Below are 12,677 nucleotides of genomic sequence, written 5' to 3'. Positions count from 1 at the left end.
TTTCTTCCACGAACCACGACGAGAGGCACCCATGGCGATCCACGAGCTCTTCCCCTACATCTGCGTCCACGATGCCAAGGCCGCGGTCGACTTCTACTGCGAGGTGTTCCAGGTCAAGGAGATCTTCCGCCTGGTCGAGCCCAGCGGCCGCGTCGGCCATGTCGAGCTCGACTTCCACAACGGCGCGATCCTGATGATCTCGGACGAGTACCCCGAGTACGGCATCCCGAGCGCGAAGACGCTGGGCGGCAGCGCGGTCACCCTGCACCTGCACGTGGACGACGCCGACGCGGTGGTCGCGCGCGCGGTGGCGGCCGGCGCCACACTCGAGATGCCGACCGAGGACCGCTTCTACGGCGAGCGCTCGGGCGTGTTCCGCGATCCCTTCGGCCATCGCTGGAACGTGGGCCACAGCATCGAGAAGCTGTCGCCCGAGGAGATGCAGCGGCGCTACACGGCGATGTTCGAGAACGGCGACGGCGCCTGCTGACGCGCCATGAAAAACGCCCCGGCAGGCCGGGGCGTCGAGATTCGGCGTCTGGGGACGAACCTCAGACCGACCACTTCTCGATCAGGTTCTCGGGCCGCAGCGAGTCGTAGCCCTCGAAGGGCTGGTGGATCCACGGATTGGTCTGCAGGAACTCCACCGAGTAGTCGGGCGTGAAGGTCGAGAGCGCCTTGGTCCACAGCACCGCGCTGCGCAGCTCGGTGATCGGCGCGTAGTTGTTGCGCAGCATGTTGATCACCGCATGCAGCGTATGGCCCGAGTCGGCCAGGTCGTCGACCAGCAGCACCTTGCCGGCGATCTCGCCCTTGGGCGTGGTGATGTAGCGCGCGATGTCGAGGTGGCCCTGCACGGTGCCGGCATCGGCCCGGTAGGAACTGGTCGACATGATCGCCAGCGGCTTGTCGAAGATGCGCGACAGCACGTCGCCCGGGCGCATGCCGCCGCGGGCCAGGCACAGGATGGTGTCGAACTCCCAACCCGACTGGTGCACCTTGATCGCGAGCTTCTCGATCAGGTTGTGGTACTCGTCGTAGCTCACGTAGAGGTGCTTGCCGTCTTCGGTCAACATGGGGGATGGGCTCCTGGATGAATAGCGGATGTCGCCCGGGTCAGCGGGCGCAGGGGGCTTCTTTTTTGGGGTTGTCGTCGAGCCGGGAAATCAGTCGGCCAGATAGGGGTGGCGCATCATGATCGTGTGATCGCGGTCGGGGCTGGTCGACACCATGTGGATCGGCACGCCGGTGACCTGCTCGATGCGCTGCAGGTACAGCCGCGCGTTGACCGGCAGCTTGTCGTACTGCGTCACGCCGACCGTGCTTTCGCTCCAGCCTTCGAGGGTTTCGTAGATCGGGGTGCAGCGCTCGATCTCGTCGGCGCCCATCGGCAGGATGTCGGTGGTCTCGCCATCGAGCTCGTAGCCGGTGCACAGCTCGAGCTTCTCGAGGCCGTCGAGCACGTCGAGCTTGGTGATGCACAGGCCCGACAGGCCGTTGACCTGCGCCGAGCGCTTGAGCAGCGCGGCGTCGAACCAGCCGCAGCGACGGCTGCGGCCCGTGGTCACGCCCTTCTCTGCGCCCACCGTGCTCATGTGATAGCCGGGGGTGCCGGGCGTGGCCCAGTCGAGTTCGGTCGGGAACGGACCGCCGCCCACGCGCGTGCAGTAGGCCTTGGTGATGCCGAGGATGTAGTGCAGCATGCCCGGGCCCACGCCCGAGCCGGCGGCGGCGTTGCCGGCCACGCAGTTGCTCGAGGTGACATAGGGGTAGGTGCCGTGGTCGACGTCGAGCAGCGTGCCCTGCGCGCCTTCGAACAGCAGGTTGGCGCCGTCGCGATGGGCGTCGTTCAGTTCACGCGAGACGTCGGCCATCATCGGCTTGAGCAGCGCGGCGTGGCGCATGGCTTCGTCGAACACGGTGTCGAAGTCGATCGCGGTCGAGCCCAGCACCTCGGTCAGCACGTGGTTGTGCAGCTCGAGCAGCACGCGCAGCTTGGCCGCGAAGCGCTCGGGGTGCTTCAAGTCCTGCACGCGCAGCGCGCGGCGCGCGATCTTGTCTTCGTAGGCCGGGCCGATGCCGCGGCCGGTGGTGCCGATCTTCTCGACGCCGCCCTTTTCGCGGTAGGCCTCGCGCGCGATGTCCAGCGCCGAGTGGAACGGCAGGATCAGCGGGCAGGCCTCGCTGATGCGCAGGCGCGAACGCACTTCCACGCCGGCCTTCTCGAGCCCTTCGATCTCCTCGAACAGCTTGGCCGCCGACAGCACCACGCCGTTGCCGATGTAGCACTTCACGCCGGGACGCATGATGCCGCTGGGGATCAGGTGCAGCGCGGTCTTCACGCCGTTGATCACGAGCGTGTGGCCCGCGTTGTGGCCGCCCTGGAAGCGGACCACGCCCTGGGCGCTCTCGGTCAGCCAGTCGACCAGCTTGCCTTTGCCCTCGTCGCCCCACTGGGTGCCGACGACGACCACGTTTCTTCCGGTGGTTACGCTCATGCTCGTTCCATTGCTAAAAATTCAGATCGTTCGGACGTGCCACTGGCCGGCCTGCTCGACGAGCTCGCGGTCGCAGTGGAACTCATCGATTTCGCTGCCATGGCCCGGCAGCACGCACACCACGGTTTCGCCGGCCTTGCGCAGCCCGGCGATGGCCTGGCGCAGGCCGGTTGCGTCGCTCCACGGCGCGCGGATCGCCGCGCGCAGCGGACGCTTCGGCAGCACGCCGACCAGCTCGCGCACGTCGAGGCTGAAGCCGACCGCCGGACGGTTGCGGCCGAACACCGCCCCCACCTCGTCGTAGCGGCCGCCGCGCACCAGCGAATCGGCCGCGCCCGGCACGTAGATGCCGAAGCGCATGCCGCTGTAGTAGGCATAGCCGCGCAGGTCGGCCAGGTCGAACGTGATCTTGCGGCCCGCCACGCCGTCGAGGCCGGCGGCCAGCAGCTTCAGGTCGGACAGGGCCGCGCGCACCGCGGGCGTGCCCTGCAGCGCCTGGGCTGCCTCGTCGAGCACGGCGGCGTCGCCGTAGAGCTGGATCAGGGCCAGCAGGCCTTCGCGCGAGGCCGCGGGGAAATCGCGCGTCAGCGCGCGCAGCTCGCTCGCGTCCTTGGCGGCCAGCGCCGCATGCACGCGCGCCAGCACGGCCGCATCGACCGGCACGCCGGCGAACAGCGCGCGCACGATGCGGGCATCGGCGAGGTCGACGATCACGCCCTCGCGCAGGCCGGCCGCGTCGAGGCAGTCGAGCGCGAGCAGCAGGGTTTCGGTGTCAGCCTCGAGGCCGGCATGGCCATAGATCTCGGCGCCGAACTGTAGCGGCTCGCGCGTGGCGTGCGGGCGGTCGGGCCGGGTATGGAGCACCGGGCCGCAGTAGCACAGCCGTGCCACGCCATCGCGGTTGAGCAGGTGGGCATCGATGCGCGCGACCTGCGGCGTGGTGTCGGCCCGCAGGCCCATCGAGCGGCCCGAGAGCTGATCGACCAGCTTGAAGGTCTGCAGGTCGAGCGCCTCGCCGGTGCCCGAGAGCAGCGACTCCAGATGCTCGAGCAGCGGCGGCATCACCAGCTCGTAGCCGTAGCTGCGGGCGGTGTCGAGCAACTGGCGGCGAAGTTCTTCGATGTGGCGCGCCTCGGAGGGCAGCACATCGGCAATGTGATCCGGGAGGACCCAGGCGGACATGGGGATCGGGGGCGTGGTTAAACCGGAATTCTACCGGCAGCCGAAAAGCGCCCCGGCGGCGCCCGCTCGAAGCGGGCGGCGAGGCGGTCGAAAAGCAGCGCTGCCGGCCTCAGGCCAGCAGCCAGAGCAGGCACAGGCCGAGCACGATGCAGCACAGGCCGAAGAAGCGCAGCTGCCCGTCGCGCAGCTGCATCAGCTGGCCGAAGCCGCGGCGCCAGCCGCCGGGCGACACGAAGGGCAGGATGCCCTCGATCACCAGCACCAGCGCCAGCGCGCTCCAGAAGGTGTCGGAACTCACGTTCCCGAAACCGAGGCGAGCGGAGGCGTCAACGGCGCGGGGCGCCGGCGGCCGAACCCGAGCCCTGCATCGCGCGGAAGAAGTCCGACGAGGGATCGACCACCATCACGTCGCTCTTCTTGTTGAAGCTCTGCTTGTAGGCCTCGAGGCTGCGGTAGAACTGCGCGAACTGCGGATCGCGACCGAAGGACTCGCTGTAGACCGAGGCGGCCTGGGCATCGCCCTCGCCCTTGATCTTCTGCGCGTCACGGTAGGCGTTGGCGACGATCACTTCGCGCTGGCGGTCGGCGTCGGCGCGGATCTTCTCGCCTTCGGCCGTACCGGTGGAACGCAGCTCGTTGGCCACGCGCTTGCGCTCGGCCTCCATGCGGCGGTAGACCGATTCGGTGATGGCTTCCACGTAGTCGACGCGCGTGATGCGCACGTCCACCACATCGACGCCCCAGGGCTTGGCACCCTTCACCACCGTCAGCACCTCGCGCTGAACGTCGGCCATCAGGGCCTCGCGGCGCACCGAGATCAGGTCGCGCACGGTGCGCTTGTTGATGTTTTCCTGGAACGCGTTGCGCACCACGCGGTTGAGCTGCATGGCACCGGCGTTCTCGTCGAGGCCGACGTTGCGGATGTAGGCCTGCGGGTCGGTGATGCGCCAGCGCACGTACCAGTCGATCACCACGCGTTGCTTCTCGGCCGTGAGCATGGGCTCGGTGTCGAGGCTCGACAGCGTGAGCAGCCGCTTGTCGATGTACGACACGTTCTGGAACGGCGGCGGCAGCTTGAAGTTGAGGCCGGGCTCGGTAATGACCTGCTTGATCTGGCCCAGGGCGTAGACCACGCCGAACTGGCGCTGGTCGACCACGAAGAGGGTCGAGCTCAGCAGCACCAGCAGCACGAGGATCGACGAAGCGATGAATCCGATTCTGTTCATGTTCTTGTTGCCTTCCAGGTTCAACGCACGTCGCGGTCACGCGAGCGGCCGTCGCGGGCACGCATGTCGTTGGTCGGCGCGACCGGGATCACCGAGGACTGCACCGGCGCGGTACCGGCGACGCTCGGGCTGGCGGCATCGACCGGGGTGGCCTGGTTGTTGCCGGTCTGCTGGATCAACTTGTCGAGCGGCAGGTACAGCAGGTTCGAGCCCTGCTTGCTGTCGACCAGCACCTTGGTCGTGCTGGCGTAGATCTGCTGCATGGCGTCGGTGTACATGCGGTCGCGCGTGACCTGCGGCGCCTTCTGGTATTCGGTCAGCACCGAGGCGAAGCGGCCCGCATCACCCTGGGCCTGCGCCACGATGCGTGCCTTGTAGGCCTCGGACTCTTCCTTCAGGCGCGAAGCGGTACCGGTGGCCAGCGGCACCACGTTGTTGGCATAGGCCTGCGCCTCGTTCTTGGCGCGCTCGCGTTCCTGGCCGGCCTTGAGCACGTCGTCGAAGGCGGCCTGCACCTGCTCGGGCGGACGCACGCCGCCCTGCTGCAGGTTGATGCCGACCACTTCGACGCCGACCTGGTAGCGGTCGAGGATGTTCTGCATGAGCTGGCGCACGCGCGGCGCGATCTGGTCGCGTTCCTCGGCGAGGGCCGCGTCCATCTTCATCTTGCCGACGACTTCGCGCACGGCGGTCTCGGCCACCTGCACCACCGTGTCGGCGGGCGTCTTGCTCTCGTAGAGCCAGGCGCGCGCATCGCTCAGGCGGTACTGCACGGCGAACTTGATCTCGACGATGTTCTCGTCCTCGGTCAGCATGGCCGACTCGCGCAGGCCGGTGGAACGCACGATGGCGTCGCGGCCGACGTCGGTCGAGCGGATCTGCGTGACGACCACGGTCTCGTGGCGCTGGATCGGGTACGGCAGGCGCCAGTTGAAGCCCGCGCCCACGGTGGTCTTGTAGCGGCCGAACTGGGTGATGACGGCCTGCTGGCCTTCGTTCACGATGAAGAAGCCGGTACCGAGCCAGATCAGCACGGCGACGATGGCCACGAGGCCGATGCCGAAGCCGGCGTTCTTCATGTCGGGTTTGTAGCCATTGCCGCCACCGTTGCCGCCGCTGGGACGGTTGTTGTTGCCTCGGCCACCGCCGAAGAAGCCGCCGAGCTTGCGGTTGAGATCGCGCCAGAGTTCGTCGAGGTCCGGCGGACCCTGGTTCGGACCCTGGCCGCGCGGGCGGTTGTTGTTGCCGTTGTTGCCCGAAGGCGGGGGCGTGGGGGCACCCGGGGGATCGGCGTCGGGAGGCCTGTTGCCCGAAGGGCGATCGCCATTGGAGGAGGACGAATCGTCGCCCCGCCCCCATCGGCCATCGTTCAGGTTGAACATGCCCAAGAACCCTTTCCACACTGGCTTTGCATTCATTCGCGTCGTTCTCTTGTCAGTGGCGGGATTGTGCCCAATCAATGGGTGGCGCCGTGCAATTCAGCGTCACCCTCAGGGGTCATGGTATCGGCGATCGAGCCCGAGAGGCGGGCCAGCTCCGCGCGCAGCAGGGGCAGGCCCTCGCCGCTGCGGGCGCTCAGGAAGATGCGCGGAACCTGCACGCCGTCGATGTCCATGTCGTCCTGCAGATGCAGCGGACGTTGCGTGCTTTCAAGGGCATCGAGCTTGTTGAAGACCAGCAATTGCGGCACGGTGTCGGCGCCGATCTCGCGCAGCACCGTCTGCACCTCGGCCATCTGCTCGGGATGGTGCGGGTTCGAGGCATCGACCACGTGCAGCAGCAGATCGGCATCGACCGCTTCCTGCAGGGTCGCCTTGAAGGCGTCGACCAGGCCGTGCGGCAGGTCGCGGATGAAACCCACGGTGTCGGAGATCGACACCTGCCGGCGCGCATCGCCGAGGTAGAGGTTGCGCGTGGTGGTGTCGAGCGTGGCGAACAGCTGGTCGGCCGCGTAGGCGCGGGCCTTCACGAGCGCATTGAACAGCGAGGACTTGCCGGCGTTGGTGTAGCCCACCAGCGAGATGTTGAAGGTCTCGCGGCGCTCGCGCTGGCGCCGCTGCGTGCCGCGCTGCTTCTGCACCTTGGCCAGCCGCTCGCGCGTGCGCTTGATCGACTCGGCGATCATCCGGCGGTCGAGCTCGATCTGCTTCTCGCCCGGGCCGCCGCGCACGCCGGCACCGCCGGTCTGGCGCTCCAGGTGGGACCAGCGGCGCACGAGGCGCGTGCTCAGGTACTGCAGGCGGGCGAGCTCGACCTGCAGCTTGCCTTCGTGCGAGCGCGCGCGCTGCGCGAAGATCTCGAGGATGAGGAAGGTCCGGTCGTACACCGCGACGTCGAGCTGGCGCTCGAGGTTGCGCTGCTGGGCCGGGCTCAGCGATTGGTCGAAGATGACCTCGCTCGCGCGATGCATCGCGGCGAGCTCCTTGATCTCGTCGGCCTTGCCGCTGCCGACGAAAAGCGCCGCATCGGGCACCTTGCGCTTGCACACGAGGCGCGCCACGGGCGAGAGGCCCGCGGTTTGCGCGAGCAGGCCGAGTTCTTCGAGTTCGCTGTCGAAATGGGGCAGCCCGAAGTCGACGCCGACGAGAACGACGGCGCCTTCCTGGCGGGAATTCAGTTCAGACAAGCGGTATCAGAAAAGGGGAAAAGCGCGGCGGGTTTGACACCGCCGCGCTCCGCGCCGATCAGGCTGCGGCGTCGTCGTTCTCGTTGGCCGAGAAGTTGACGGCACGACCCGGCACGATGGTGGAAATGGCGTGCTTGTAGACCATCTGTGTCACCGTGTTGCGAAGCAACACGACGTACTGGTCGAAAGACTCGATCTGACCCTGCAGCTTGATACCGTTCACCAAATAAATGGAAACCGGCACATGCTCGCGACGCAGTGTGTTCAGAAACGGGTCTTGTAGAAGTTGCCCTTTATTGCTCACGATATTCTCCGTGTTCAAGAGTAGTTGTTGGAAAAGGGACCTTAACACAGGCCTCCCGCGCTGCAGCATTCCGCGCCAAAAGCCTTTGAAAAATAACGGTTCTCAAAAGGCGGAACTTCCGTTCCGGCGCCCGCTCATCGGCCGCCAACAGCCCTCAAAGACTCATTCGTCCTTGTCGGCGTAAGGATTGTGGGAGCTCTTGAATTCGATTCGCAGCGGCGTTCCGACCAGATCGAATTCCTTGCGAAAGCGTCCTTCGAGAAAGCGCTTGTAGGCGTCGGTCACATGCTCGAGCGAATTGCCGTGGATCACGATGAGAGGCGGATTCATGCCGCCCTGGTGCGCATAGCGCAGCTTGGGACGGAACATGCCGGTGCGCTTGGGCGTCTGGAATTGCACCGCCTCGAGCAGCAGCCGGGTCAGCACCGGCGTCGACATCTTGCGCGTGGCCGACTTGTGGGCCTGCGCGATGGCCTGCCACAGCGGTCCCAGGCCCTGGCGCTTGATGGCCGAGATGAAATGCAGCGAGGCGAACTTGAGGAACACCAGCCGGGTCTCGATCTGGCGCTGGATCTGCTCGCGCTGATAGCTGTCGACCGCATCCCACTTGTTGATGGCGATCACCACCGCGCGGCCGCTCTCGAGGATGTAGCCCGCGATGTGGGCGTCCTGGTCGGTCACGCCCTGGGTCGCGTCGAGCAGCAGCAGCACGACGTTGGCCGACTCGATGGCCTGCAGCGTCTTGACCACCGAGAACTTCTCGATCGCCTCGAACACCCTGCCCTTGCGGCGCAGTCCGGCGGTGTCGATCAGCTCGAAACGCTGGCCGTTGCGCTCGAAGGGCACCGAGATCGCGTCGCGCGTGGTGCCGGGCATGTCGAAGGCCACGAGCCGCTCTTCGCCGAGCCAGGTGTTGATCAGCGTGGACTTGCCCACGTTCGGCCGCCCCGCCACCGCGAGCTTGATCGGCTTGTTGACGTCGTCCTCGCCGTCCTCGTCGTCTTCGGGCTCGGGCAGGTTCAGCGACTCGAGCGCGAGTTCGACCAGGCCACGAATGCCCTGCCCGTGCGCGGCCGAGACGCCATGCACCTCGCCCAGTCCCAGCTCGTAGAAGTCGACCAGCTTGGCGCCGTCGTGCATGCCTTCGGACTTGTTGGCCACCAGGATGCAGGGCTTGCCCAGGCGGCGCAGCTCGTTGGCGATGTCGTGGTCCTGCGCCGACAGCCCCTCGCGGGCGTCGACCACGAACACCACCACGTCGGCCTCGGCCACGGCCTGGCGCGTCTGCTTGGCCATCTCCTTGAAGATGCCGCTGCCCGCGTCGGGTTCGAAGCCGCCGGTGTCGATCACGATGAACTCGTGCTTGCCCAGGCGGCCGTTGCCGTAATGGCGGTCGCGCGTCAGCCCGGCGAAGTCCGCCACGATGGCGTCGCGCGTCTGGGTCAGCCGGTTGAACAGGGTCGACTTGCCGACGTTGGGACGGCCCACCAGGGCCATGACGGGTTTCATGGCCGCTCCTTCGCGGATTCGCAATTCATGGCCATGCCTGGAAAGAAGATCAGTCGGGACGGTAGCCGAAGACGCCGCCGTTGGCCGTGACGACGACCACCGTGTTGCCCACGACCACCGGTGCTGCCGCGATGGCCGAGCCATCGGGCGTGACGCGGTTCAGCAGGCCGCCGTTCTCGCGCGAGACGAACAGCAGCAGACCGGTGCTGTCGCCGATGACCAGCGAGCGGCCCACGGCCAGCGGCGCGGTCAGCGTGCGGTTCTTGAAGGTGGTGGTCTGCCAGGCGCGCTCGCCGTCGGCACGGCGCCAGGCGTTCACGCTGCCGTCGGCTTCGGTACCGTAGACGAAGCCGTCGTCGCCGCCCAGGCCTTCGGCGCCCGAGGCCGGCTTGCTCCAGGACAGCGTGCCGCGCAGCGTGTCGACGCAGCCGACGCTGGCGTAGTAGGCGCGCGCGCAGACGGTGTCGCCCACGCGGCTCACGCTGCCGGTCAGGTCGACCAGGCGCTCGACGTCGTTGGTGCCGCGCGGGGCCGCGATCGGCGACTCCCAGCGCGAGGTGCCGTTCGCCGGGTTGATGCCCGCGAGTCGGCCGCCGATGCCGGCCACCAGGGTGTCGCCCACGGCGAGCAGCACGCCCGGCTTCTTGAGCACGAGGTTCTCGCCGGTGCGCTGCTGCGACCAGAGGCGGCGACCGCTCTCGCCGTCCCAGGCGCTGAGGTTGCGGTCGGCGGTCTGCACGAAAACGCGGCGGCCGGCCACCAGCGGCGCGGTGAAGGCCTGCGCCGTGAGGCGCTGCTTCCAGATCACCTTGCCGCCCTGCAGCGCGACCAGCTCGTTGCCGGTGGTGACCACGGCAGTGATCGAGCCGTCGCTGCCCACGCCCGCCGCCAGCGGCGCGCCGACGCTGGCGCGCCAGGTTTCGCGGCCCGCGCGGGCATCGATGCCGACCACGGTGCCGTCGGCCGCGGCCACGGTCACGATGTCGCCGCTGATGTCGGTGGTGAGCGGGAACTTGACCGCCGGGATCTTCACGCTCCAGGCCTGGCGCACGCCGATCAGCGAGGCATTGGTCGGCAGTTCGGCCGGCTTCGGCTTGGAGGTGCTCGAGCAGGCGGCCAGGACCGCTACCAGAACAAGAGCGGACCCCGCGCGCACGGCGGTCGATTCAGGCATGAAACGCATGAAATTCATGATGGCGGGCGATCAGGATTTGGCAGGAACTGCGGGGGTGACGGTGATGCTGGGCGCCAGGCTCTTGGGGTCGACGCCGACCGCGTTGAGCTTGAATTCGACCAGCCGGCGGTATTCGGAGGCGGCCCCCAGGCCGGTCCAGGCCTTGCGGTACTCGGCCTGCGCCTCGTCGCGCTTGCCCTGGGCCATGTAGATGTCGCCCTTGCGGTCGGCCACCAGCGGTTCGAATTCCTTCGGCACGTTGCCCGAGAGCTGCTTGATCGCGTCGTCGTAGGACTTGGCATCGAGCAGTTCGGCCGCGAGGCGCAGCCGGGCGATGGCCTGGTAGCCGGGATCGGTGGCCTTGTCGGCCACCCAGCCGAGCGCGGCGCGCGAGGCTTCGGCATTGCCCTTGTCGTAGAGCGTCTTGGCGGCCAGCAGGCCGGCCTGCTGCGCATAGGCGGTGCCGGCGAAGCGTTCCTTCATGTCGTTGAACACGCGCTCGATGCGGGCGGCATCGCCCGACTGGGCGCTGCGCTCGACCTCGTCGTACAGCGCCGCGGCCTGGGCCGCCTTGCTGCGCTGGAAGTATTGCCAGCCGTTCCAGGCCACGAAGGCGCCGGCGACGAGCAGCACGACCCAGGTGATCAGGGTGCCGTAGGTGTTCCAGAAATGCTTGAGCTGGTCGAGCTGTTCCTGTTCTTCGAGATCGAGATGGGTTGCCATGCGCTGTCAGTGGTTGGAAGGACTCGAGGCCGCGGTGCGCCGGATGCGCCCGTGTGTTTTCATGATCCGCCTCCGTGAGGCTGAAAGACTCAAGTACGGCCCGATGATTCCCCGGGAGCCGGCGATTGTAGGGTGGCGGCCCAGCCGGCCACGTCCGCGAGCGGCCGGGCCACCTGCGAACCGCTGCCGTCCCGCAAGGATTTCACGGTGACTTCGCCGCGCGCGAGTTCGTCCTCGCCGAAGATCAGCGCGAAGCGCGCCCCGCTCGCATCGGCCTTCTTGAACTGCGCCTTCATGGCGCCGCCGCCCGCATGCTGCACCACGGCCACGCCGGCCGCGCGCAACTGCTCGAGCACCACCATCGCCTGCGGCAGCGCCGTGGCCGAGGGCACGATGGCATAGGCCGCGGGCGCGCTGCCGGGCACCGGCAGGCCGAGCTCCTGGATCAGCAGCAGCAGGCGCTCGATGCCCAGGCCGAAGCCCACGGCCGGCGCGGACTTGCCGCCCATCTGGCCGATCAGGCCGTCGTAGCGGCCGCCGCCGCACACCGTGCCCTGCGAGCCGAGCTGCTCGGTGACCCACTCGAACACGGTCAGGTTGTAGTAGTCCATGCCGCGCACCAGGCGCGGGTTGACGCGGTAGGCCAGGCCCGCGGCGTCGAGCACCGCGCGCACCGCGGCGAAGTGGGTGCGCGATTCCTCGCCGAGGAAGTCCATCAGCTGCGGCGCGGCCTCGACCATCGCCTGCATGGCGGGATTCTTGGTGTCGAGGATGCGCAGCGGGTTGCTGTGCAGGCGGCGCTGCGCATCGGCGTCGAGCAGTTCGGCATGCGCCTCGAAGTGGCGGATCAGCGCCTCGCGGTGCGCCTGGCGCTCGGCCGGCTGGCCCAGGCTGTTGAGCTCGAGCCGCACGTGCTGGCCCTCGACCAGCCCGAGCTCGCGCCACAGCGCGCGCACCATGAGGATCAGCTCGGCATCGACGTCCGGCCCCGCGAAGCCCAGTGCCTCGACGTCGAGCTGGTGGAACTGGCGGTAGCGGCCCTTCTGCGGCCGCTCGTGGCGGAACATCGCGCCCATGGTCCACAGCCGCAGCGGGCCGTTGTAGAGCGCGTTGTGCTCGACCATGGCGCGCACGATGCCGGCGGTGGCCTCGGGACGCAGCGTGAGCCGGTCGCCGTTCATCGAGTCGGTGAAGGAGTACATCTCCTTCTCGACGATGTCGGTCACCTCGCCGAGGCCGCGCACGAACAGCGCCGTGGGCTCGACCACCGGCGTGACGATGTACTGGTAGCCATAGCGCGCGAGCAGCGAGCGCACCGTCTGCTCGAACCACGACCACAGGGCCGAGTCGGGCAGGCGGTCGGTGCGCGGCACGCTCGCCGGCAATATGTCGTTCATGCCTTTGACGGCATTGATCTTGTCAGCCATGGAAGAGG

At 67.9% G+C, this 12,677-nt stretch carries 13 protein-coding genes; 1 reads left to right on the top strand and 12 read right to left on the bottom strand.

All coding sequences use genetic code 11. From position 1 onward, the window contains the following. The first annotated feature begins 31 nt into the window (after positions 1-31). Entirely contained in the window at positions 32-490 is a 459-nt protein-coding gene (locus tag INQ48_12700) for a VOC family protein (GenBank protein ID QRF60017.1), read from the top strand. A 61-nt stretch (positions 491-551) separates the two neighbouring features. Here INQ48_12700 and INQ48_12695 read toward each other — a convergent pair whose 3' ends face one another. From INQ48_12695 to hisS, 12 genes are all read right to left on the bottom strand, one after another. Beyond that, positions 552-1,076 (bottom strand): phosphoribosyltransferase, encoded by a 525-nt coding sequence (locus tag INQ48_12695; GenBank protein QRF60016.1) that lies wholly within the window; start codon positions 1,074-1,076, stop codon positions 552-554. Between the two features lie 90 nt (positions 1,077-1,166). Continuing rightward, entirely contained in the window at positions 1,167-2,498 is a 1,332-nt protein-coding gene (locus tag INQ48_12690; protein ID QRF60015.1) for an adenylosuccinate synthase, read from the bottom strand. A 21-nt stretch (positions 2,499-2,519) separates the two neighbouring features. Further along, complete coding sequence (locus tag INQ48_12685) at positions 2,520-3,680, bottom strand: ATP phosphoribosyltransferase regulatory subunit (GenBank protein ID QRF60014.1); 1,161 nt, start codon at positions 3,678-3,680, stop codon at positions 2,520-2,522. A gap of 109 nt (positions 3,681-3,789) precedes the next feature. After that, the gene (locus tag INQ48_12680; protein QRF60013.1) at positions 3,790-3,978 is read right to left on the bottom strand and encodes a DUF2065 domain-containing protein; all 189 of its coding nucleotides are present in this window, start codon (positions 3,976-3,978) and stop codon (positions 3,790-3,792) included. 28 nt (positions 3,979-4,006) lie between these two features. Next, positions 4,007-4,906 (bottom strand): protease modulator HflC, encoded by a 900-nt coding sequence (gene hflC, locus INQ48_12675; GenBank protein ID QRF60012.1) that lies wholly within the window; start codon positions 4,904-4,906, stop codon positions 4,007-4,009. A gap of 20 nt (positions 4,907-4,926) precedes the next feature. Continuing rightward, entirely contained in the window at positions 4,927-6,288 is a 1,362-nt protein-coding gene (gene hflK, locus INQ48_12670; GenBank protein ID QRF60011.1) for an FtsH protease activity modulator HflK, read from the bottom strand. A 74-nt stretch (positions 6,289-6,362) separates the two neighbouring features. Next, on the bottom strand, positions 6,363-7,532 hold the full coding sequence (hflX, locus tag INQ48_12665) for a GTPase HflX (GenBank protein ID QRF60010.1): 1,170 nt from the start codon (positions 7,530-7,532) through the stop codon (positions 6,363-6,365). Between the two features lie 58 nt (positions 7,533-7,590). Further along, positions 7,591-7,854, bottom strand: coding sequence for an RNA chaperone Hfq (hfq, locus tag INQ48_12660; GenBank protein ID QRF60009.1), 264 nt, complete (start codon positions 7,852-7,854; stop codon positions 7,591-7,593). 144 nt (positions 7,855-7,998) lie between these two features. Next, positions 7,999-9,345 (bottom strand): ribosome biogenesis GTPase Der, encoded by a 1,347-nt coding sequence (der, locus tag INQ48_12655; GenBank protein QRF60008.1) that lies wholly within the window; start codon positions 9,343-9,345, stop codon positions 7,999-8,001. A gap of 49 nt (positions 9,346-9,394) precedes the next feature. Then, positions 9,395-10,537 carry an outer membrane protein assembly factor BamB gene (gene bamB / locus INQ48_12650; GenBank protein QRF60007.1) on the bottom strand — a complete coding sequence of 381 codons (1,143 nt, stop codon included), beginning with the start codon at positions 10,535-10,537 and terminating at the stop codon, positions 9,395-9,397. A 12-nt stretch (positions 10,538-10,549) separates the two neighbouring features. Continuing rightward, positions 10,550-11,242: a tetratricopeptide repeat protein gene (locus INQ48_12645; GenBank protein QRF60006.1), complete on the bottom strand. Its 693-nt coding sequence runs from the start codon at positions 11,240-11,242 to the stop codon at positions 10,550-10,552. Positions 11,243-11,331: 89 nt separating this feature from the next. After that, on the bottom strand, positions 11,332-12,669 hold the full coding sequence (gene hisS / locus INQ48_12640) for a histidine--tRNA ligase (protein QRF60005.1): 1,338 nt from the start codon (positions 12,667-12,669) through the stop codon (positions 11,332-11,334). Between the last annotated feature and the right edge of the window lie 8 nt (positions 12,670-12,677).

The sequence above is a fragment of the Variovorax paradoxus genome, assembly GCA_016806145.1.
In the GTDB taxonomy this organism is placed as follows: Bacteria; Pseudomonadota; Gammaproteobacteria; order Burkholderiales; family Burkholderiaceae_C; genus Variovorax.
This window is presented reverse-complemented; position numbering and strand designations above follow the sequence as displayed.